At 63.2% G+C, this 19,397-nt stretch carries 23 protein-coding genes and 1 tRNA gene; 19 read left to right on the top strand and 5 right to left on the bottom strand.

Going from position 1 to position 19,397, the window contains the following annotated elements; all coding sequences use genetic code 11:
• The first annotated feature begins 3 nt into the window (after positions 1 to 3).
• The 9 genes from lptC (at position 4) to JYK05_RS01155 (ending at position 8,012) form a co-directional block, all read left to right on the top strand.
• Positions 4 to 606, top strand: coding sequence for an LPS export ABC transporter periplasmic protein LptC (lptC, locus tag JYK05_RS01195; RefSeq protein ID WP_206467449.1), 603 nt, complete (start codon positions 4 to 6; stop codon positions 604 to 606).
• Positions 607 to 719: 113 nt separating this feature from the next.
• Complete coding sequence (lptA, locus tag JYK05_RS01190; RefSeq protein ID WP_206468176.1) at positions 720 to 1,346, top strand: lipopolysaccharide transport periplasmic protein LptA; 627 nt, start codon at positions 720 to 722, stop codon at positions 1,344 to 1,346.
• A gap of 11 nt (positions 1,347 to 1,357) precedes the next feature.
• On the top strand, positions 1,358 to 2,125 hold the full coding sequence (gene lptB / locus JYK05_RS01185) for an LPS export ABC transporter ATP-binding protein (protein ID WP_206467448.1): 768 nt from the start codon (positions 1,358 to 1,360) through the stop codon (positions 2,123 to 2,125).
• Between the two features lie 172 nt (positions 2,126 to 2,297).
• Positions 2,298 to 3,815 (top strand): RNA polymerase factor sigma-54, encoded by a 1,518-nt coding sequence (locus JYK05_RS01180; protein WP_206467447.1) that lies wholly within the window; start codon positions 2,298 to 2,300, stop codon positions 3,813 to 3,815.
• A gap of 182 nt (positions 3,816 to 3,997) precedes the next feature.
• The gene (hpf, locus tag JYK05_RS01175; protein ID WP_175939330.1) at positions 3,998 to 4,357 is read left to right on the top strand and encodes a ribosome hibernation-promoting factor, HPF/YfiA family; all 360 of its coding nucleotides are present in this window, start codon (positions 3,998 to 4,000) and stop codon (positions 4,355 to 4,357) included.
• Between the two features lie 349 nt (positions 4,358 to 4,706).
• Positions 4,707 to 5,198, top strand: coding sequence for a PTS IIA-like nitrogen regulatory protein PtsN (ptsN, locus tag JYK05_RS01170; RefSeq protein WP_371826391.1), 492 nt, complete (start codon positions 4,707 to 4,709; stop codon positions 5,196 to 5,198).
• 193 nt (positions 5,199 to 5,391) lie between these two features.
• Positions 5,392 to 6,360 (top strand): HPr(Ser) kinase/phosphatase, encoded by a 969-nt coding sequence (gene hprK / locus JYK05_RS01165; RefSeq protein WP_008351692.1) that lies wholly within the window; start codon positions 5,392 to 5,394, stop codon positions 6,358 to 6,360.
• Positions 6,361 to 6,439: 79 nt separating this feature from the next.
• Positions 6,440 to 7,336, top strand: coding sequence for an RNase adapter RapZ (gene rapZ / locus JYK05_RS01160; RefSeq protein WP_206467446.1), 897 nt, complete (start codon positions 6,440 to 6,442; stop codon positions 7,334 to 7,336).
• Between the two features lie 34 nt (positions 7,337 to 7,370).
• Positions 7,371 to 8,012 (top strand): LON peptidase substrate-binding domain-containing protein, encoded by a 642-nt coding sequence (locus JYK05_RS01155; RefSeq protein ID WP_206467445.1) that lies wholly within the window; start codon positions 7,371 to 7,373, stop codon positions 8,010 to 8,012.
• On the opposite strand, the gene mutY is transcribed toward JYK05_RS01155, so the two are convergent.
• Together mutY and mutM are read right to left on the bottom strand one after the other, a co-directional pair.
• Entirely contained in the window at positions 8,009 to 9,070 is a 1,062-nt protein-coding gene (gene mutY / locus JYK05_RS01150) for an A/G-specific adenine glycosylase (protein ID WP_206467444.1), read from the bottom strand. The genes JYK05_RS01155 and mutY overlap by 4 nt on opposite strands.
• A 5-nt stretch (positions 9,071 to 9,075) precedes the next feature.
• Positions 9,076 to 9,906, bottom strand: a complete 831-nt coding sequence (gene mutM, locus JYK05_RS01145) for a bifunctional DNA-formamidopyrimidine glycosylase/DNA-(apurinic or apyrimidinic site) lyase (protein WP_206467443.1) — start codon at positions 9,904 to 9,906, stop codon at positions 9,076 to 9,078.
• 85 nt (positions 9,907 to 9,991) lie between these two features.
• Between mutM and JYK05_RS01140 the strand changes: the two genes are divergently transcribed.
• The 8 genes from JYK05_RS01140 (at position 9,992) to hisC (ending at position 17,112) form a co-directional block, all read left to right on the top strand.
• A complete protein-coding gene (locus JYK05_RS01140; RefSeq protein ID WP_206467442.1) occupies positions 9,992 to 11,848 on the top strand; it encodes a tetratricopeptide repeat protein in 1,857 nt (618 codons plus the stop codon).
• Positions 11,848 to 12,483 carry a lipoprotein insertase outer membrane protein LolB gene (gene lolB, locus JYK05_RS01135; RefSeq protein ID WP_206467441.1) on the top strand — a complete coding sequence of 212 codons (636 nt, stop codon included), beginning with the start codon at positions 11,848 to 11,850 and terminating at the stop codon, positions 12,481 to 12,483. The genes JYK05_RS01140 and lolB overlap by 1 nt, the downstream gene beginning before the upstream one ends.
• An 18-nt stretch (positions 12,484 to 12,501) precedes the next feature.
• The gene (gene ispE / locus JYK05_RS01130; RefSeq protein WP_206467440.1) at positions 12,502 to 13,383 is read left to right on the top strand and encodes a 4-(cytidine 5'-diphospho)-2-C-methyl-D-erythritol kinase; all 882 of its coding nucleotides are present in this window, start codon (positions 12,502 to 12,504) and stop codon (positions 13,381 to 13,383) included.
• Positions 13,384 to 13,438: 55 nt separating this feature from the next.
• Positions 13,439 to 13,515, top strand: a tRNA-Gln gene (locus JYK05_RS01125).
• A 47-nt stretch (positions 13,516 to 13,562) separates the two neighbouring features.
• On the top strand, positions 13,563 to 14,516 hold the full coding sequence (locus JYK05_RS01120) for a ribose-phosphate pyrophosphokinase (protein WP_175939311.1): 954 nt from the start codon (positions 13,563 to 13,565) through the stop codon (positions 14,514 to 14,516).
• A 145-nt stretch (positions 14,517 to 14,661) separates the two neighbouring features.
• On the top strand, positions 14,662 to 15,279 hold the full coding sequence (locus JYK05_RS01115; protein ID WP_206467439.1) for a 50S ribosomal protein L25/general stress protein Ctc: 618 nt from the start codon (positions 14,662 to 14,664) through the stop codon (positions 15,277 to 15,279).
• Between the two features lie 139 nt (positions 15,280 to 15,418).
• On the top strand, positions 15,419 to 16,021 hold the full coding sequence (gene pth, locus JYK05_RS01110; protein WP_206467438.1) for an aminoacyl-tRNA hydrolase: 603 nt from the start codon (positions 15,419 to 15,421) through the stop codon (positions 16,019 to 16,021).
• Between the two features lie 20 nt (positions 16,022 to 16,041).
• Positions 16,042 to 17,112 carry a histidinol-phosphate transaminase gene (gene hisC, locus JYK05_RS01105; RefSeq protein ID WP_175939306.1) on the top strand — a complete coding sequence of 357 codons (1,071 nt, stop codon included), beginning with the start codon at positions 16,042 to 16,044 and terminating at the stop codon, positions 17,110 to 17,112.
• A gap of 3 nt (positions 17,113 to 17,115) precedes the next feature.
• Here hisC and JYK05_RS01100 read toward each other — a convergent pair whose 3' ends face one another.
• Positions 17,116 to 17,373: a YfhL family 4Fe-4S dicluster ferredoxin gene (locus tag JYK05_RS01100; protein WP_159835144.1), complete on the bottom strand. Its 258-nt coding sequence runs from the start codon at positions 17,371 to 17,373 to the stop codon at positions 17,116 to 17,118.
• A gap of 299 nt (positions 17,374 to 17,672) precedes the next feature.
• Between JYK05_RS01100 and JYK05_RS01095 the strand changes: the two genes are divergently transcribed.
• Complete coding sequence (locus tag JYK05_RS01095; RefSeq protein ID WP_175939304.1) at positions 17,673 to 17,819, top strand: hypothetical protein; 147 nt, start codon at positions 17,673 to 17,675, stop codon at positions 17,817 to 17,819.
• 13 nt (positions 17,820 to 17,832) lie between these two features.
• Here JYK05_RS01095 and JYK05_RS01090 read toward each other — a convergent pair whose 3' ends face one another.
• Positions 17,833 to 18,402 carry a hypothetical protein gene (locus JYK05_RS01090; RefSeq protein WP_206467437.1) on the bottom strand — a complete coding sequence of 190 codons (570 nt, stop codon included), beginning with the start codon at positions 18,400 to 18,402 and terminating at the stop codon, positions 17,833 to 17,835.
• Between the two features lie 92 nt (positions 18,403 to 18,494).
• Here JYK05_RS01090 and JYK05_RS01085 point away from each other — a divergent pair, with 92 nt between their 5' ends.
• A complete protein-coding gene (locus JYK05_RS01085) occupies positions 18,495 to 18,845 on the top strand; it encodes a winged helix-turn-helix domain-containing protein (protein WP_175939301.1) in 351 nt (116 codons plus the stop codon).
• Positions 18,846 to 18,860: 15 nt separating this feature from the next.
• Here JYK05_RS01085 and coaD read toward each other — a convergent pair whose 3' ends face one another.
• Positions 18,861 to 19,364: a pantetheine-phosphate adenylyltransferase gene (gene coaD / locus JYK05_RS01080; protein ID WP_175939299.1), complete on the bottom strand. Its 504-nt coding sequence runs from the start codon at positions 19,362 to 19,364 to the stop codon at positions 18,861 to 18,863.
• Positions 19,365 to 19,397 lie beyond the last annotated feature (33 nt).

The raw sequence follows: 19,397 nt of genomic DNA, 5'->3' as shown, positions 1-19,397 counted from the left end.
GCCATGCCGCCCACCCGACGCCTCGCCTCGCTGTTGCCGCTTCTCGCGATGGCGGCGCTCGCGGGCATCACGTACTGGCTGTTGCAGGCTACGCTGCCGTCCGCGCCCCAAGCGCCGGAGCAGCCCAAGCGCCACACGCCCGACTACTTCGCGGATAACTTCTCCGTCTCCGAACTGGATTCCACCGGCACGACGCAGTACCGGCTGACTGCCAAATCCATGGTCCATTACGAGGACGACGAGAACAGCGACCTGACGCTGCCCGCCGTGCGCATGTTCCAGCCGCAAAAGCCGATCGTGACGGCCACCGCACAGCGCGGCACGGTGAACGGCGACGTGTCCATCGTCGATCTCTACGAGAACGCCCGCATCCTGCGCGCGGCCGGTTACGGCGATCCGCAGATGCAGGCGGATTCGCAGCATTTTCGCGTGCTGGTGAACGACGATGTCATCGAAACGGAAAAGCCGGTTAAACTTCAGCGCGGTCCGTCTGTGATGACCGCCAACGGCATGAATTACAACAACGTCACCCGGGAAATGAAGCTCTTCGGTAACGTGCGCGGCGCGATCGCGGCCACGGATATCAATGGCGGCTCCTCCAAGTGAACCCGGGATTCCATCCTGATCTTGACTGCATGAACCACAGCATCTCTCGTCCCGATGGCGGCCCCGCGGGCGCAACGTTCGCGCATCGCACCTCCGCGCGCGTGAGGCGTGTGATGCGGGCCGCGCTGGCCGCAGCCGCCGCCGCGTTCGTCGCGCTGCCGCTCGCGGGCTTCGCGCCCGCCGCGCACGCCGAAAAAGCCGACCGCGACAAGCCGCTCAACATCGAAGCGGACAACATGTCCTACGACGACCTGAACCAGAAGAACGTCTTCACCGGTCACGTCGTCGCGACCAAGGGCACCATCGTCATCAAGGCGGATCGCGTGGAAGTCACGCAGGATCCGCAGGGCTATCAATACGCGACCGGCACGTCCACCGGCAGCAATCTCTCGTACTTCCGCCAGAAGCGCGACGGCGTCGACGAATACATCGATGGCAATGCCGTGCGCATCGACTATGACGGCAAGAACGACTTCACCAAGCTCACGACGCGCGCCGTGGTGCGCCGCCTGCAAGGTCTGACCACGGTTCAGGACGAAGTGCGCGGCAGCGTCATCACGTACGACGGGCAGAAAGACTTCTACACGGCGAGCGCCGGCAAGGACGTGGCCGGTCCAGGCAACCCGAGCGGCCGCGTTCGCGCGATGCTCGCGCCCCGCTCCGGCGGCGCCGCGCCGCTCAACGGCTCGCCCGCGACCCTCGCGCCGTCGAACACTATTCAAGGAACGCCGCAGCAGTGAATTCGCCCGCCATGTCCCCAAGCAAGCCGGACGGCAAGTCGAGTTCGCTCGTCGTCCGCAATCTGAAGAAGCGGTACGGTTCGCGCACCGTCGTGAAGGACGTCTCGCTCGACGTGAAGAGCGGCGAAGTGGTCGGTCTGCTCGGCCCGAACGGCGCGGGCAAGACCACGTCGTTCTATATGATCGTCGGCCTCGTGCCGCTCGACGCGGGCGAGATCGATCTCGACGGCAAGTCCATCAGCCTGCTGCCGATCCATCAGCGCGCGCATCTCGGGCTGTCTTATCTGCCGCAGGAAGCGTCCGTGTTTCGCAAGCTCACCGTTGAGCAGAACATTCGCGCCGTGCTGGAACTGCAGACGGACGAATCGGGCAAGCGGCTGTCGAAGGACGGCATCACGCAGCGCGCGGAGGCCCTCCTCGACGAACTGCAGATTGCGCATCTGCGAGAAAATCCGGCGCTCTCGCTGTCGGGCGGCGAGCGGCGGCGCGTGGAAATCGCGCGGGCGCTCGCGACGAATCCCAGCTTCATTTTGCTCGATGAGCCCTTCGCGGGCGTCGATCCGATCGCCGTGCTCGAAATCCAGAAGATCGTGAAGTTCCTGAAGCAGCGCAACATCGGCGTGCTGATCACGGACCACAACGTGCGCGAGACGCTCGGCATTTGCGATCACGCTTACATCATCAGCGACGGCAGCGTGCTGGCGGCCGGCGCGCCGAGCGAGATCATCGAGAATGAGAACGTGCGACGCGTGTATCTCGGCGAGCATTTCCGCATGTAGCGCCGACGCCAGGCGCGCGGCGCATGCGGCGATTTACCGCACTGCATCGAGCGAGAACAGCAAAACTTACGTGCCGCCCTCGAGGCGGCACGCGCTTTTTTACGCTAATTTTGGATTGGCCGCGAGGTTTCGCGCGCGTGGCAAACTCTCTACAATGAAATAAAACCTTGCCATGAAAGCCAGCCTCCAACTTCGCCTATCGCAGCATCTTGCGCTCACCCCGCAACTACAGCAGTCCATCCGGCTGCTGCAGTTGTCGACGCTCGAACTGCAGCAGGAAGTGGCAATGGCCGTCGCGCAAAACCCGCTGCTGGAAAACGACGACGACTGGATCGCGAGTCCGCTTCGCGTGGCCGCGGACGGTTCGCTGATTGCCACGGCCGGCGCGAGCAGCGCCGCGCCCGAGCCGATGATGAGCAACGGCTCCACGTCGAGTTCGTCGAGTTCCGAACGATCGGAAAGCAGCGAGCCGCAGGGCGTCGACGAGTACAACGGCCTGTCATCCGACGGCGGCACAGATTCGAGCAACTGGAATCTGGAAGACTACGGCCGCTCGAACAACGCCTCCGACGACGACGACCTCCCGCCGCTGCAAATCCACGAATCGACGACGACGCTGCGCGACCATCTCACCGCGCAACTGCGCATGACGCAGGCGAATCAGCGCGACCGCGCGCTGATCACGTTCCTGATCGAATCGCTGGATGAGGACGGGTATCTCACGTCGTCGCTCGACGAAATTCAGGCGGATTTGCCGGACGAACTCGAAGTCGATGTCGACGAACTCAGCGCGGCATTGGCCTTGCTCCAGAGTTTCGATCCGCCGGGTGTCGGCGGCCGGTCGGCGTCGGAGTGTCTGAAGCTGCAATTGCTGCGGCTCGATCCGTCGCCCACGCGCACGCTTGCGCTCGAAATCGTCACGAACCATCTGGAACTGCTCGCCGCGCGCGACTTCACGCGCTTGCGCAAGCAACTGAAGGCAAGCGACGACGCGCTGCGGGACGCGCACGTGCTGATCCGGTCGCTGGAGCCGTTTCCCGGCGCCGCATACGGCAAGAGTGAAGCGGACTACGTGGTGCCGGACATTCTGGTGCGCAAGTCCGCCAGCGGATGGACCGCGGAACTGAATCCGGAGATCGTGCCGCGGCTGCGGATCAACCATCTGTACGCGAACATTTTGCGCAATAACCGTGGCGATCCGGGCAGCGGTTCACTGCGTCAACAGCTTCAGGAAGCACGCTGGCTGATCAAGAATATCCAGCAGCGTTTCGAGACGATTCTTCGCGTCGCGCAGGCGATCGTCGAGCGTCAGAAGAACTTTTTTGCGCATGGTGAAATCGCCATGCGGCCCTTGGTTTTGCGGGAGATTGCTGATACGCTGGGTTTACACGAATCGACGGTTTCCCGTGTGACTACCGGGAAGTACATGCTCACCCCATTCGGGACGCTTGAATTTAAGTACTTCTTTGGATCGCACGTTTCCACCGACACGGGCGGCGCCGCATCGTCCACGGCGATCCGGGCCCTCATCAAGCAACTGATAGGAGCGGAAGACCCCAAAACTCCTCTTTCAGACAGCCGCATCGCCGAACTGCTGGCGGAACAAGGCTTCGTGGTTGCGCGGCGCACCGTCGCCAAGTACCGCGAGGCGCTGAAAATCCCCGCAGTCAATCTGCGCAAGTCTCTTTGACCCGTCTCTGTGGTTCACCGCATACCGCGGTGGACTTTTACCGGCCGCATCGCGAAAGCGCGGACGAGCCGGCCAAGCGGCCCGTTCCTTGCGCGTACAAACATCGTGCACGGCGGGACGCGTAGCCGACCGGTATCGGACGAGCCGCCGTGATTCAACGGCCCTTAGCTTGGAGAGCAACTATGAATCTGAAGATCAGTGGACACCACCTCGAATTGACGCCTGCGTTGCGCGAGTTTGTGATCACGAAGCTGGACAGAGTGCTCCGTCATTTTGATCAGGTGATGGACGGCAACGTTGTCCTCTCGGTCGACACTCATAGGGACAAGGACAAGCGCAACAAGGCGGAAATCAATCTGCACTTGAAGGGCAAGGACATTTTCATCGAGAGTTGTGACGCTGATATGTACGCGGCCATCGACCTGATGGTCGACAAGCTGGATCGCCAGGTGATCCGCCACAAGGACAAGATCCAGGGGCACGCGCACGAAGCCGCGAAGTACCGCGAAGAAGCGCGCGGACTGGAAGCGCCCTTGCCTTAAGCGGCAGGCGCGCGAAGCGGCGCAGCCCGCCGGGCATCGGCGGGCGCGATTCGAGGCATTCCTCGAATCGAAAAGCGCCAGAGAAACGCCCGCTTCGGACAAACGCCGCCCATTGGCGGCGTTTTTGTTGCATAGTGCATGTCGGCGTGGCACAAAGCATTGATTTTCCGGGCTTTGTACTGCACATTCGATTGCGGCGACTGCAATGGCGCGCCGCACCATCGTGCTTTCCGCTGTTCTATAATGAGCCGGTTATGATCGGGGTCCGCAGTACAGTAACGCCGCGGGGAACGCCGCAAGCGCATCTTCCGTACACCATCGCCGTGAGCGCTTTCAGACAGCAGCCACGATGAGGAGCTATCAGGCCACGCATCAGCCTGCCAACATGAATCGTTTAGCCAAATTTCTTCCCATCGAGAACGTGGTTCTCGGACTGTCCGTCACCAGCAAGAAGCGTGTATTCGAGCAAGCGGGCCTAATTTTCGAGAACCAGAACGGCATCGCCCGCAGCATCGTCACCGACAACCTCTTCGCCCGCGAGCGCCTGGGTTCGACCGGGCTAGGCGAAGGCGTCGCCATTCCGCACGGCCGCATCAAGGGGCTGAAGCAGCCGCTCGCCGCCTTTGTGCGCCTGGCCGAGCCGGTTGCGTTCGAATCGCCCGACGGTCAGCCGGTGTCGCTACTCATTTTCCTGCTCGTGCCCGAACAGGCCACGCAGCAGCACCTCGAAATTCTGTCGGAGATCGCGCAACTGCTCTCCGACAGCGAAGCGCGCGAGCGTCTGCACAAGGAAGAAGACCGCGAGGCGCTGTATCAGGTGCTCACGCAATGGCAACCGTAATCGCCGCATAGACGCGGGCCGCCGCATCTCAGAAGCGTAACAAGCACGCCGCGCCGCTCGCGCGCTTTTGACGCGTCTCGCATGCGCGGTGCTTCTGCGGCACAATCGGTCAAACGCAGCGCCATGCGGCGAATCGAAGCACAGGCTTCGTCACGCGAAGGCTGCTCCCGGCTTCCAACGGAGTTCCGGCCTCATGGATACGTCCAGCATCAACGCCCAAAGTATTTTCGACGACAACGCCGCCGCTCTGAAGCTCAGTTGGCTCACCGGGCATGAAGGCTGGGAACGCGGGTTCTCGAGCGAAACGGTGGCGAACGCAACGTCGAGCGCCGACCTCGTCGGCCACCTGAATCTCATCCACCCGAACCGCATTCAGGTGCTGGGCGACGCCGAGATCAACTACTACCAGCGTCAATCCGACGAAGACCGCTCGCGCCACATGGCCGAGCTGATCGCGCTGGAGCCGCCGTTTCTCGTGGTCGCGGGCGAAGTGGGCGCGCCGCCCGAACTCGTGCTTCGCTGCACGCGCTCGTCGACGCCGCTTTTCACCACGCGCATGTCGGCGGCGGCCGTCATCGACAGTCTGCGCGCGTACATGTCGCGCATTCTCGCGCCGCGCGCCACGCTGCACGGCGTGTTCATCGACATTCTCGGCATGGGCGTGCTGCTGACGGGCGATTCCGGCCTCGGCAAGAGCGAACTCGGCCTCGAACTCATCAGCCGCGGCCACGGACTCGTTGCCGACGACGCCGTCGATTTCGTGCGTCTCGGTCCCGATTTCGTCGAAGGACGCTGCCCGCCGCTTCTGCAAAACCTGCTGGAAGTGCGCGGCCTCGGCCTGCTCGATATCAAGACCATCTTCGGCGAGACCGCGGTGCGCCGCAAGATGAAGCTCAAGCTGATCGTGCAGCTCGTACGCCGCCCGGACGGCGAATTCCAGCGCCTGCCGCTCGAAAGTCAGACCGTCGACGTGCTCGGCCTGCCCATCAGCAAAGTGACGATTCAAGTCGCCGCAGGCCGCAACCTTGCTGTGCTGGTGGAAGCGGCAGTGCGCAACACGATTCTGCAATTGCGCGGCATCGACACCTTGCGCGATTTCATGGACCGTCAGCGGCTTGCCATGCAGGACCCGGACAGCCAGTTTCCCGGCAAACTCATCTGAAGCCCGCGCGTCTTCACGGAATCCGCACGAAGTCCGTACGATACGCTGGTGCTAAGATGAAGCGAACGAGCACACTTCCATGCGTATCATCCTGATTACCGGCATTTCCGGCTCCGGCAAGTCCGTCGCGCTCAATGCGCTCGAAGACGGCGGCTACTACTGCGTCGACAATCTGCCTCCGCGCTTTCTGCCCGAACTCGCCGCCTATCTCGCAAGCGAGGGGCAGCAACGTCTCGCCGTCGCGATCGACGCGCGTTCCAGCCTGTCGCTCGACGAAGTTCCGTCCATCATCGACAACCTTACGAAAGCCTACGACCTGCGCGTGCTGTTCCTCAATGCCAGCACGCAGGCGCTCATTCAACGCTTCTCGGAGACGCGCCGCCGTCATCCGCTGTCCGGTCCGCCGGGGCACGACGCGAGCGTGGGCGTGCTGAATTCGCTTGGCGAAGCCATCGAGCGGGAGCGCGAACTCGTCGCGGGTCTCGCGGAATACGGGCATCAGATCGACACGAGCAATCTGCGCGCGAACGTGCTGCGCGCGTGGGTCCGGCGCTTCGTCGAAACGGACGCCGCCGATCTCACGTTGATGTTCGAATCGTTCGGATTCAAACGCGGCGTGCCGCTCGACGCCGATCTCGTTTTCGACGTGCGCACGCTGCCGAACCCGTATTACGACCGCGAGTTGCGCCCGTTCACCGGCTGCGATCAGCCGATCATCGACTATCTCTCGGCCCAGCCGATGGTCGGCGAGATGATCGACGATATCGGCGGCTTCGTCGGCAAATGGCTGCCGCGTTTTCGCGACGACAACCGCAGCTATCTCACCGTCGCGATCGGGTGCACGGGCGGGCAGCATCGCTCGGTGTATATCGCGGAGGCGCTCGCCGCGCGCTTTCGCGACGCTGCAACCGTGATCGTGCGGCATCGTGACGCGCCCATCCCCGTAGATGAGAGCGCGAGCACCACGCGAACCTGATCGCCGCGCCGGCGGTCCACCCTGGAGGGGTGCGATGTCCTCGAATCCCGCGAGTCCCGTTCTCTTCGACGTGCCGCTGTTTCCGCTGCACACCGTGCTTTTCCCCGGCGGGCTTCTGCCGCTCAAGATTTTCGAGGCACGTTATCTCGACATGGCGCGCGCCTGCCTGCGCGAGAAGACGCCGTTCGGCGTGTGTCTGCTGAAGAGCGGGCACGAGATCGCGTCGCCCGGGGATCCGTCGGTGCCCGAGAACGTGGGCTGCCTCGCGGAAATCATCGAGTGCGATGTCGATACCTTCGGCCTGCTACTCGTGCAGGCGCGCGGCACTGAGCGATTCCGGCTGCTTTCGCATCGCGTGGAGGCCAGCAATCTGCTCGTCGGCACCGCCGAGCTATATGGCGACGACCGGCCGCTGCAAGGCGCCGAGACGCTCGCCAAGTTCGGCGCGTGCGCAGAAGTGCTCGAACGGATCATCGAGGCCATCAAGACGCGGGAGCCGGAGAACCTGCCGTTCATCGAGCCGTTTCTGCTGGACGATCCCACGTGGGTCTCGAACCGGCTCTCCGAAATCCTGCCGATTCCGATGCGCTCCCGCCAGAAGCTGATGGAACTGCTCGACGCAGGCGCACGTATCGACGTCGTGCATCACTACATGCAGCATCATCAACTGCTTTAAAGCAGCGAGCCGGTCAGCGCGTCGAGCAGCTTGCGCACGGGCGCGGGCACGCCGAACGAATCGATGCGCGAGAGCGGCGCCCAAACCGTGCGCGCGTCCTTTGCCTCCGGCGTCGCGCCGCGCATTTCGCCGAGGCGCGGCTCGATGTCGAGCTTGAAGTGCGTGAACGTGTGCGAGAAAGGCGTTAGACGCTGCAAGTCCGCCTCGCAGCCGTTGTCTTGCGCGACTGCGGTGAGCGCGGCCTCGTCCGGCGCTTCGGGCAGGCTCCACAGGCCGCCCCAGATGCCCGTCGGCGGACGCTTCTCCAGCAGGATCGAGTCGCCGTCCTTCAGCACCAGCATCCACGTCTTGCGCGTCGGCACCGTCTTTTTCGGGCGCGCTGCCGGCAGTTCGCGCTGCCGCCCTTCGACATTCGCGACGCAATCCGAGGCGAACGGACACCGCGCGCAGTCCGGCTTGCCGCGCACGCAGAGCGTCGCGCCGAGGTCCATCAAGCCTTGCGTGTAGGCGGTGACTTCGTTCTTGTCGGCGGCGTCGGGCAGGAGCGATTCAGCCAGCGTCCACATCGCGTTTTCAACGCGCTTCTCGCCCGGAAATCCTTCCACGCCGAAGACGCGGGCCAGCACGCGCTTCACGTTGCCATCGAGAATCGTCGCGCGCGCGCCGAACGCGAACGACGCGATGGCCGCCGCCGTCGAGCGCCCGATGCCCGGCAACTCCGAGAGTTCATCGACCGTTCGGGGAAACTCCCCGCCATGCTCGTGCGCGACGACCTGCGCGCAGCGATGCAGATTGCGCGCGCGCGAGTAATAGCCGAGACCGGCCCACAGCGCCATCACGTCGTCGATTGGCGCATCCGCGAGCGCGGTCACGGTCGGAAAGCGTTCGAGAAAGCGCGCGTAGTACGGGATGACCGTCGTCACCTGCGTCTGCTGCAGCATGATCTCCGAGAGCCAGATGCGATAGGCGTCGCGCGTGTTCTGCCACGGCAGATCGTGCCGGCCATGAATGCGTTGCCACGCGATCAGGCGCGCGAAGAAATCGGTGAGTGCGAGCATCGGATTTAGCGTTGGCAGCGCGGACAAAAGTAAGTCGAACGCTGTCCCTGGACGATTTGGCGGATGGCCGTGCCGCAGACGTGGCACGGCAGACCCGCGCGATCATAGACGAAGTAGTCGAGCTGGAAGTATCCCGATTCGCCATTGCTGCCGACGAAATCGCGCAGCGTGCTGCCGCCCTTGTCGATGGCCGCGGCGAGCGTCACGCGCACCGCATCCGCGAGCAGATCGTAGCGCACCAGCGAAATGCGGCCAGCGGCGGTCGTCGGCCGGATGCCCGCACGAAACAGGCTCTCCGACGCATAAATATTCCCCACGCCAACGACAATGCCGCCCGCGAGCAGCGCCTGCTTCACCGAGACCTTGCGCCCGCGCGTCTCGCGAAACAGCAGCGCGCCCGAGAACTCCGGCGAGAAGGGCTCGACGCCCAGACTCGCGAGCAGCGGATGCGCGAGTACGTCGCCGTCTTCGCGCGGATGCCAGAGCATCGCGCCGAAGCGGCGCGGATCGCGAAAACGCAGAATGAATTCGTCGAAGACCAGATCGACGTGATCGTGCTTCGCGGCGTCGGGCGGCCGCGGCACGTTGCGCAGCACGCGCAGCGTGCCGGTCATCCCGAGATGAACGATGAGCCAGCCTTCGGCGGTCTCGAACAACAGATACTTGCCGCGCCGCTCGACCTTCTCGATTTTCAGATGCCCGAGCGTCTTCGCGAGATGCTTCGGGATGGGCCAGCGCAGCGCCGGCGTGCGAACGTCGACATGCTCGACGCGCCTTCCCGCCACGTAGGGTTCGATTCCCCGGCGGGTGACTTCGACTTCCGGAAGTTCGGGCATTTTCTGGAGAGAGACTTGCTTCAGCGGGTTGTGCCGGTATTTTAGCGACCGCGTTACAATCGACCGAAACATCGTCTGGATTTCCATGAACTCGTTCGTCATGAAGCTGTTTGCGAAGCGTCAGGCCGGCTTGACGCAATCGTTCGCGATGCCAATGTCGCGCGCCGCCGGCGCGGTGGCGCTGGCACTCGCCGCACTCGCGTTTGCGCCCGCGCATGCGCAGTCGCCCAACGCGACGCCCGTTCCTGGCGACGACGATTCCGCTGCCCAAACGGCCGCCGACGCGCTCACCGCGCCCGTCAGCGGCGCGGAGCAGCAAGACCTGCCGAATGTGGATGTATCGAGCCAGATCGTGTTTCAGGTGCTGGCCGCCGAAGTCGCGTTGCAGCGCGGACAGCCCGCGCCCGCTTTCCAGACTTATCTCTCGCTCGCCCGCGACACGCACGATCCGCGCTTCGCTCAGCGCGCGACCGAGATCGCCATTGCCGCGCAAAGTCCCAACGACGCGCTCACGTCCGCCCAACTCTGGCAGCAGTTCGCGCCGCATTCGGAGCGCGCGGCGCAGCTGAGCGCATCGCTTCTGATCGTCTCCGGCAAGCCCGACGACGCGAAGCCCACGCTCGAGCGCGAACTCGCGAAGGTGTCGCCCGAGCAGCGCGGCGAGGCGCTTCTCTCGCTGCAAGCGCTGCTGGCGCGCGGCCCGAATCGCGTGGGCGGCCTCAACGTGCTGAAGGATCTCACCGCGAACGACCGCGATCGCCCGGAAGCGCAACTCGCGATCGCGCGTCAGCAGTTGCTCGCGGACGATCAGCCGGGCGCGAAGGCATCGCTCGAAAAGGCGCTGCAATTGCGGCCCGACTATTTGCCCGCCGCGTTGACGCTCGCGCGCATGGGGCCGCAGGAGCGCGCGGAAGGCATCGCTTCGTTCGAGCAGTATTTGGCGAAGAATCCGAAGTCGCATGATGCGCGGCTCGCGCTCGCGCAACTGTATCTGTCGTCCGACCGGCTCGACGACGCGCAGAAGCAGTTCGAAATCATGCGCAAGAACGATTCGAAGGACCTGACGCCGTTGATGGCGCTCGCGCTCATCGACATTCAGAAAAAGCAGTTCGACAAGGCGAAGGACTATCTGAACCAGTACGCGAAGGCTGCCGAAAGCACGCCGGGCGCGGACCCCGGTCAGGCTTATATCTATCTCGCGCAGCTCGCGCTCGAGCAGAAGGACGAAACCGCCGCCGCGCAATGGCTCGACAAGATTCCGCGCACGAGCCAGCAGTATCTGCCGGCGCAGATCACGCGGGCGCAATTGCTCGCGAAGCAGGGCAAGGTCGACGATGCCCGCGCGCTCATCAACAGTCTGCAAAGCTCGGATCCGCGCGATCTCGCGCTTCTCGCGCGCACCGATTCGGCGATTCTCTTCGAAGCGCATCGCTACAAGGAAGCCGAGGAGAATCTGGCGAAGGCGGTCGCCGCGTTTCCGGACGATCCCGACCTCGTCTACGACTACGCGATGGCCGCCGAAAAGAACGGCCACTACGACGTGATGGAAACGCAATTGCGCACGCTCATGCGCACGCAGCCGAACAACCCGCAGGCGTATAACGCGCTCGGGTATTCGCTCGTCGATCGGAATCAGCGGCTCGACGAAGCGGTGCATCTGATCGAAAAGGCGGTGTCGCTCGCGCCGAACGACGCGTTCATCATGGACAGCCTCGGCTGGGCGCGCTTCCGCCAAGGAAACGCAGCGGAAGCCGAGAAGATCCTCAAGAATGCTTATGACCTTCAGCCGAACGCCGAAATCGGCGCTCATCTCGGCGAAGTGCAGTGGAAGTCCGGCCAGCAGGACCAGGCGCGCGCCACGTGGCGGCAGGCTCAGAAGCTCGAACCGGGCAACGATACGCTCGTCAAAACGCTGAAACGACTTCAGGTGAACGATCTCTAATGGCATTCGACTTCTTCGCCGGCGGGAAGCGTCCCGGGGCGCGGCGCTGCGCGCTCGGATTCGCGGCGGCTGCCGCGCTGGTTTTGTCCGGCTGTGCGCTGCAACCGCGCCTGCCGACCACGTCGGAAGGCTCGACATCGCTCGCGACGCAGACGAGCCGCATGTACCACGGGCGCTTCGCCGTGCAATACGACGATCAGAACGGCGTCGCGCGTAACGCCTACGGCAACTTCGACTGGCAGGAAACGGGCGATACGGTCACGCTTCAGTTGCGCAATCCGCTCGGGCAGACCATGGCGATCGTCACGTCGTCGCCTTCCCTCGCGACGCTCGAATTGCCGAACCGCCAGCCGCTCAACGCGGACAACGTCTCCGACTTGATGCGCAACGCGCTCGGCTTCGCGCTGCCCGTCGAAGGCTTGCGCTACTGGCTGCAACCGTCGGCGGCGCCGACATCGCGCGCCGAGACGACGCTCGACCCCGAATCGAACAACGGCCGTCCCAAGGAAATCAAGCAGGACGGCTGGACGATCGACTACCTCGCCTATGCCGAGCCGCCCGCCACCGGCGTCAAGCGCGTCAACCTCACGCGCAGCGAGCCGCCGCTCGACATCAAGCTCGTCATCGACCAGTAACGTTTTATCGCCTGCCGCATGTCCTCTTCCAACGATTCGATGCGCGATTGCCTCGCGCCCGCGAAGCTGAACCTGTTTCTGCACATCACGGGCCGTCGCCCGGATGGCTATCACGAGCTGCAAACCGTCTTTCAGCTGCTCGACTGGGGCGATGTCCTGCATTTCAAGCGCCGCGAAGACGGCGTCGTAACGCGCAAGACGGACGTGCCCGGCGTGGCCGAGGACGACGACCTCGTCGTGCGGGCCGCCCGATTGCTTCAAAAGCACACGGGCAGCCGTTATGGCGTCGAGATCGAGATCGACAAGCGTCTGCCGATGGGCGCGGGTCTCGGCGGAGGAAGTTCCGACGCAGCGACGACTCTTTTGGCGTTGAATCGTCTATGGGGAGTTGACCTTTCGCGTGAAACTCTGCAGAATCTCGCCCTGCAACTCGGCGCGGACGTGCCGTTTTTTGTCTTCGGGCAGAATGCATTTGCAGAGGGTGTGGGCGAGGCGCTGCAGGCGGTGAAACTGCCGAAACGCTTCTTCCTGGTAGTCGCGCCCGCTGTGCACGTTCCGACTGCGGCGATTTTCTCCGAAAAAAGCTTGACACGGGATACGAAAGTCGCCACAATCATGGACTTTCTTGCACAGCAAAGGTCAGACACTAACTGGCCAGACAGCTTCGGTCGGAACGACATGCAGGCTGTAGTTGCAGAAAAGTACGCGGAAGTTGCAAAGGTGCTCGAGTGGTTTTCCAATCTCGCACCGGCGCGAATGACCGGATCTGGAGCAAGCGTGTTCGCCGCTTTCCCCAGCCAGGCCGAAGCGGAGTTGGCGCAAGCCAAGCTGCCGGCAAGCTGGAGCAGTGTGGTGACAAGCAGTCTGGATTCTCATCCTCTCTTCGCTTTCGCGTCATAGATTTAGTTTTGTCGGGTATGTCCTACACTTCCCGGCAAGATTCAAGGTTAAGTGTAGGGGAGTCGCCAAGTTGGTCAAGGCACCGGATTTTGATTCCGGCATGCGAGGGTTCGAGTCCTTCCTCCCCTGCCATTCTTTCTCGCGTTTTCCTCACGCCTCCAGCCGCAGACAGGTGCACGATGAGCAGTGACGGCCTGATGGTTTTTACTGGCAACGCGAATCCCGCGCTTGCTCAGGAAGTCGTCAAGATCCTAGGAATCCCTCTCGGCAAAGCAATGGTCAGCCGTTTCTCCGACGGCGAAATCATGGTCGAGATCCAGGAAAACGTGCGAGGCAAAGACGTCTTCGTTCTTCAGTCCACGTGCGCACCGACGAACGATAACCTGATGGAACTCATGATCATGGTCGATGCGCTCAAGCGCGCATCCGCAGGCCGGATCACCGCAGCCATCCCCTACTTCGGCTATGCGCGCCAGGACCGCCGCCCGCGTTCCGCGCGCGTGGCTATCTCGGCGAAGGTCGTCGCGAACATGCTGGAAATTGCCGGCGTCGATCGCGTGATCACCATGGACCTTCACGCCGACCAGATTCAAGGTTTCTTCGACATTCCCGTCGACAACATCTACGCAACGCCCGTTCTGCTCGGCGATCTGCGCAAGCAGAACCATGATCATCTGCTGATCGTGTCGCCGGACGTCGGCGGCGTGGTGCGCGCCCGCGCGCTCGCCAAGCAGATGAACACGGATCTCGCGATCATCGACAAGCGCCGTCCGAAGGCGAACGTCGCCGAGGTGATGAACATCATCGGTGAAGTCGAAGGCCGCACCTGCGTCATCATGGACGACATGGTCGATACGGCCGGCACGCTCTGCAAGGCCGCGCAAGTGTTGAAGGATCGCGGCGCGAAGCAGGTTTTCGCCTACGCAACGCACCCGGTTCTGTCGGGTGGCGCCGCGGAGCGCATCACGGCGTCGCAACTGGACGAACTCGTCGTCACGGACACCATTCCGCTGTCGGCGGAATCGCTGGCGTGCCCGAAGATTCGTCCGCTGACGAGCGCAGGACTGCTCGCGGAGACGTTCTCGCGCATCCGGCGCGGCGACTCGGTAATGTCGCTCTTCGCCGAAGGCTAAAGCATTGGCAATACACGCGAGGCTCCGGCTTCGCGTTCTTGCATGATCGGCGCGAACGTACGAAGGTTCGCGCCGTTTGTTATGGGATCGTCCCTTTGATGATCCGTTTTCCCTGCCTGGTCGCGGGCAGTTATAGGAGTCTGAAATGAAAGTCGTCGCTTTCGAGCGTAGCAAGCAAGGTACGGGTGCGAGCCGCCGCCTGCGTAACTCGGGCAAGACCCCGGGTATCGTGTATGGCGGTAACGCGGACGTTCAACTGGTCGAGCTCGACCACAACGCCCTGTGGCACGCCCTGAAGAAGGAAGTGTTCCATTCGTCGATTCTCGACCTGGAAGTCGGTGGCAACTCGCAGCAAGTGCTGCTGCGCGACGTGCAATATCACCCGTTCAAGCAACTCGTGCTGCACGTGGATTTCCAGCGCGTCGATTCGACGAAGAAGCTGCACACCAAGGTGCCGCTGCACTTCATGAATCAGGAAACGAATCCGGCCGTGAAGCTGGCGGGCGCCGTGATCTCGCACGTCGTCACCGAACTGGAAGTGGAATGCCTGCCGGGCGACCTGCCGGAATTCCTCGAAATCGATCTGGCGAAGATCGAAGCCGGCCAGACGATGCACGCGAAGGACATCACGCTGCCGAAGGGCGTCGCGCTGACCGCGCACGTCGAGGCGGAAAATCCGGTGGTGGCATCGGCGACCGTGCCGGCTGCGAAGCAGTCGGATGCGGCAGGCGACGCAGCGGAAGGCGAAACGCCGGCTGCCTAAGCTTCGCAAGGTGCCTGACGGCGCTGTAGTATCCTCTCGATCCGTTCACGGAACGGTCGACGTGACCCGCCGGTGTGCAAGCCCCGGCGGGTTTTTTTTCGCATGACAACACGCGGGCAGCAGCTCGCGACGATTCGACATGATCAAGCTGATCGTTGGCCTCGGCAATCCGGGCGCCGAATACACGGCGACGCGCCATAACGCGGGCTTCTGGTTCGTCGATCAACTGGCGCGCGATGCCGGCGCGACGCTGCGCGACGAACGGCGGTTTCACGGGCATTACGGCAAAGGGCGTCTGCACGGCCATGAGATTCACCTGCTGGAACCGCAGACGTTCATGAACCGCTCCGGCCAGTCGGTCGTCGCGGTCGCGCAGTTCTTCAAAATTCTGCCCGACGAGATTCTCGTCGCGCACGACGAACTCGACCTCCCGCCCGGCACCGTCAAGTTGAAGCTCGGCGGCGGCAGCGGCGGCCACAACGGGCTGAAGGACATTTCGGCGCACTTGTCGTCGCAGCAGTATTGGCGCTTGCGCATCGGCATCGGGCATCCGCGCGATCTGATTCCCGAAGGCGCGCGAGCGGGCGCGAAGCCGGATGTCGCGAATTTCGTGCTGAAGCCGCCGCGCCGCGAGGAACAGGACGTCATCGATCAGTCGATCGAGCGCGCGCTCGCCGTCATGCCGTTCGTCGTCGCGGGCGAGACCGAACGCGCGATGATGAACCTGCACCGCAATTCCTGACCACGAATCTGGAGCCCAACGTGAGCCGTTTCTGGAGCGATATCGTTCATCGTCTGACGCCGTATGTGCCGGGCGAGCAGCCCGCGCTGACGCATCCGATCAAGCTGAACACGAACGAAAATCCGTATCCGCCGTCGCCGCGCGTGGTCGAGGCGATCCGCCGCGAACTCGGCGAAGACGGCGCGTCGCTGCGCAAGTATCCCGATCCGACGGCCCGCGCGCTGCGCGAGGCGGTGGCCGCGCACCACGGCGTGCGCGTCGAGCAGGTTTTCGCGGGCAACGGTTCCGATGAGGTGCTCGCGCATGCATTCCAGGCGCTGCTCAAGCGCGACCTGCCGATCCGCTTTCCCGATATCACGTACAGCTTCTACCCGGTCTACGCGCAGCTTTACGGCGTGGCGTACCAGACTGTTCCGCTCGATGCCGCTTTCGCCGTCGATATCGACGCTTACCGCGCGCCGAACGGCGGCGTGCTGCTGCCGAATCCGAACGCGCCGACCGGCCGCGCGCTGCCGCTCGCGGACATCGAAGCGTTGTTGAAGGCGAATCCGGACGTGCCGGTGATCATCGACGAGGCGTATGTCGATTTCGGCGCGCAATCCGCCGCGCGCCTGATCGACGCGTATCCGAATCTGCTCGTCGTGCAGACGACATCGAAGGCGCGCTCGCTCGCGGGCATGCGCGTGGGCTTCGCGTTCGGCGATGCAGCGCTGATCGAGGGGCTGACGCGCGTGAAGGACAGCTTCAATTCGTATCCGCTTGATCGGCTCGCGCAAGCGGCGGCGCTCGCGTCGTACGAAGACCGCGCGTGGTTCGAGGAAAGCTGCAGGAAGGTCGTGGCGAGTCGCGAAAGGCTGAACGCGCGCTTGCAGCGCCTGGGATTCGACGTGGTGCCTTCGGCGGCGAACTTCGTGTTCGCGAAGCATCCCGCTCACGATGCCGCCGCCCTCGCCGCCGCGCTCCGGCAACGCGAGATATTCGTGCGGCACTTCAAGCTGCCCCGCATCGACCAGCATTTGCGCATTTCCATCGGCACGGACGCCGAATGCGATGCGCTAACGGCTGCGCTCGAAGAGTTGATTGGCGGTTGAGTCTTATCGGCCCTTCGCCGCCATCAACGCGTGGTATTTCGTCAGCAGTTGCTCCGGCGTTTCGACGTGCGCCGGATCGCGCGGAATGCACTCGACGGGGCAAACTTGCTGGCACTGCGGTTCATCGAAGTGGCCGACGCATTCCGTGCACTTGTTCGGATCGATCACGTAGATGTCCGTACCCATCGAGATAGCGTCGTTGGGGCACTCGGGCTCGCAGACGTCACAGTTGATGCACTCGTCGGTGATGATCAGAGACATGTCGCAGCCAGCTTTGCGTTAAAAAACAAGCGATTATAACGTGCCGGCGCGTCGCGCGCCGGTGCGCGCGACCGTGAACAGCGCGCGGACCCTCAGGTTTGGCGGGCTTCCGCCGTAAACCAGCAGTGAACTATGAGTGCCCGTCGCGCGGCCGGATCGTTATAGATTTCATATCGATTCCGGCTTCGTTTTACCGATATTCATCACTGTAAGAGCGACCTATGCTTGCGCTTCTCGGTCTCGTTGGATGCTTGTCGCTGCTTTTGGTCTGCGCCACGTGCCGCCGACCCGGAGTGGCATTGTTCACCGTGATCACGTTGTCGAATCGCAAGCACACGCTTACCGCCCTGGGCAGCACGCTGTATGTCGTGTTCTGGACGTTTTGCGTCGTCATCATCACGCTTTCGCTGCTCTATCCGAACGCGTTCATGCATCACCGCGCATAGCGGCGCGCTGGCGCTAGTCCTCGAGCCGTTCTCCGCGAGGCAGCCCGTGTCTGAACACGACGGCCAGTAGCGCTTTCGCCGCGTACAGCACGATCAACGCGCCGGCCAGATCGCCTGCGACCATCACGAAGAACCGCTCGACGATATTCTGCGTATCCCCGCGCAGCGCAAACCAGATGTGATGCAACAGCGGATTCGCGATGGAATAGGCGAGCGCGAGAGTCAACAGGCGGTTCGCGGTGAGGTTCGCCAATGACGCCTTGAGCCCGTACCACTCACGCGCCAGCCGATACACCGCATACGGCGCGACCGTCGCGATAATGCCCCCGGCGAACGCGCGCACGGGGTCGTGCGGGAAGAAGTAGAAGAAGTCGACGAGCCAGCTCGCGATCAGCAAGCCGAGCGCGCCGTCGCCGCCCAAGAGCAGCGTACTAAGCAGCCTCACGCCCGACGGCAGATAGATCCAGTTGACGCCCCGGACGAACTCGGTGTGCGCGAAGACGCGTTCGTTGAGCCACAAAGACAGCACGAACACGGCCGCTGTGCCGATCACGGAGACGACGTGCAAGCGCAGATTGGACATGGGAGTAGAATGGCCGCCACCCGTTGTTATCGGCTCATCTTAGCTCACACGGTTGATGCGGATCGAGCCGTCACACTGGATGAAGCACAGGCATGACCCGCCCCGCCGATATCTATCTCCGCTTTCTTCAGCTCGCCGAAGCGCTGCGGGGACTGCCCGCGCTCGATCCGCTGGAGGAGCGCATTCTCGAATTTGTCGCGCGCATGAGCCAGCAGAAAGCGCGTCTTTCCGTGCGGGACATGATGGCGCAAAGCCAGTTCGGGTCGCCCGCGACGCTGCACGCGCGCATCACGTCGATGCGCGAGAAGGGCTGGATCGTCCTCACCGATACCGAAGACGCGCGCCGCAAGCAGATCGAGCTAACGCCCGGCGCGCTACGTCATTTCGACAAGCTCGCCGAGGCATTCTCCAAAGCGGCAGACAAGCACGGCGCGCCCGACTAAGCGTCGGGCCCATGCTTACGGCGCGGCGGGATCCTTTTGCGGAGCCGCGACCTTGTCGATCAGCCGCTTCTCGACGGAAGGAAACACGAACTTGCTGACGTCGCCGCCGAGTTGCGCGATCTCGCGCACGATGGTGCCCGAGATGAATTGATACTGGTCCGACGGCGTCATGAACATGGTTTCGACGTCGGGCAGCAGATAGCGGTTCATGCCGGCCATCTGAAACTCGTATTCGAAGTCCGAGACGGCGCGCAGGCCGCGCACGATCACGCGCGCATTGTTCTTTCGCACGAAGTCCTTCAGTAGCCCGGTGAAGCTGCTCACTTGCACGTTCGGATAATGCCCGAGCACGTCATGCGCGATATCGAGCCGCTCCTGCAGCGTGAAAAACGGCTTCTTCGCGCGGCTGTCCGCCACGCCCACGACCAGCGTATCGAAAATGCTCGATGCGCGCCGCACGATGTCTTCATGCCCGCGCGTCAGCGGGTCGAATGTTCCCGGGTACACGGCGACAACCATGAGCTTCTCCTCTTTTATTGACCTTGGGCCGCG

The sequence above is a fragment of the Caballeronia sp. M1242 genome (assembly GCF_017220215.1).
GTDB lineage: Bacteria > Pseudomonadota > Gammaproteobacteria > Burkholderiales > Burkholderiaceae > Caballeronia.
This window is presented reverse-complemented; position numbering and strand designations above follow the sequence as displayed.

Coding starts and splice junctions, on each gene's coding strand:
- lptC (WP_206467449.1), top strand. CDS start 4: ATGCCGCCCACCCGACGCCTCGCCTCGCTGTTGCCGCTTCTCGCGATG.
- lptA (WP_206468176.1), top strand. CDS start 720: ATGCGGGCCGCGCTGGCCGCAGCCGCCGCCGCGTTCGTCGCGCTGCCG.
- lptB (WP_206467448.1), top strand. CDS start 1,358: ATGTCCCCAAGCAAGCCGGACGGCAAGTCGAGTTCGCTCGTCGTCCGC.
- JYK05_RS01180 (WP_206467447.1), top strand. CDS start 2,298: ATGAAAGCCAGCCTCCAACTTCGCCTATCGCAGCATCTTGCGCTCACC.
- hpf (WP_175939330.1), top strand. CDS start 3,998: ATGAATCTGAAGATCAGTGGACACCACCTCGAATTGACGCCTGCGTTG.
- ptsN (WP_371826391.1), top strand. CDS start 4,707: ATGAGGAGCTATCAGGCCACGCATCAGCCTGCCAACATGAATCGTTTA.
- hprK (WP_008351692.1), top strand. CDS start 5,392: ATGGATACGTCCAGCATCAACGCCCAAAGTATTTTCGACGACAACGCC.
- rapZ (WP_206467446.1), top strand. CDS start 6,440: ATGCGTATCATCCTGATTACCGGCATTTCCGGCTCCGGCAAGTCCGTC.
- JYK05_RS01155 (WP_206467445.1), top strand. CDS start 7,371: ATGTCCTCGAATCCCGCGAGTCCCGTTCTCTTCGACGTGCCGCTGTTT.
- mutY (WP_206467444.1), bottom strand. CDS start 9,070: ATGCTCGCACTCACCGATTTCTTCGCGCGCCTGATCGCGTGGCAACGC.
- mutM (WP_206467443.1), bottom strand. CDS start 9,906: ATGCCCGAACTTCCGGAAGTCGAAGTCACCCGCCGGGGAATCGAACCC.
- JYK05_RS01140 (WP_206467442.1), top strand. CDS start 9,992: ATGAACTCGTTCGTCATGAAGCTGTTTGCGAAGCGTCAGGCCGGCTTG.
- lolB (WP_206467441.1), top strand. CDS start 11,848: ATGGCATTCGACTTCTTCGCCGGCGGGAAGCGTCCCGGGGCGCGGCGC.
- ispE (WP_206467440.1), top strand. CDS start 12,502: ATGTCCTCTTCCAACGATTCGATGCGCGATTGCCTCGCGCCCGCGAAG.
- JYK05_RS01120 (WP_175939311.1), top strand. CDS start 13,563: ATGAGCAGTGACGGCCTGATGGTTTTTACTGGCAACGCGAATCCCGCG.
- JYK05_RS01115 (WP_206467439.1), top strand. CDS start 14,662: ATGAAAGTCGTCGCTTTCGAGCGTAGCAAGCAAGGTACGGGTGCGAGC.
- pth (WP_206467438.1), top strand. CDS start 15,419: ATGATCAAGCTGATCGTTGGCCTCGGCAATCCGGGCGCCGAATACACG.
- JYK05_RS01100 (WP_159835144.1), bottom strand. CDS start 17,373: ATGTCTCTGATCATCACCGACGAGTGCATCAACTGTGACGTCTGCGAG.
- JYK05_RS01090 (WP_206467437.1), bottom strand. CDS start 18,402: ATGTCCAATCTGCGCTTGCACGTCGTCTCCGTGATCGGCACAGCGGCC.
- JYK05_RS01085 (WP_175939301.1), top strand. CDS start 18,495: ATGACCCGCCCCGCCGATATCTATCTCCGCTTTCTTCAGCTCGCCGAA.
- coaD (WP_175939299.1), bottom strand. CDS start 19,364: ATGGTTGTCGCCGTGTACCCGGGAACATTCGACCCGCTGACGCGCGGG.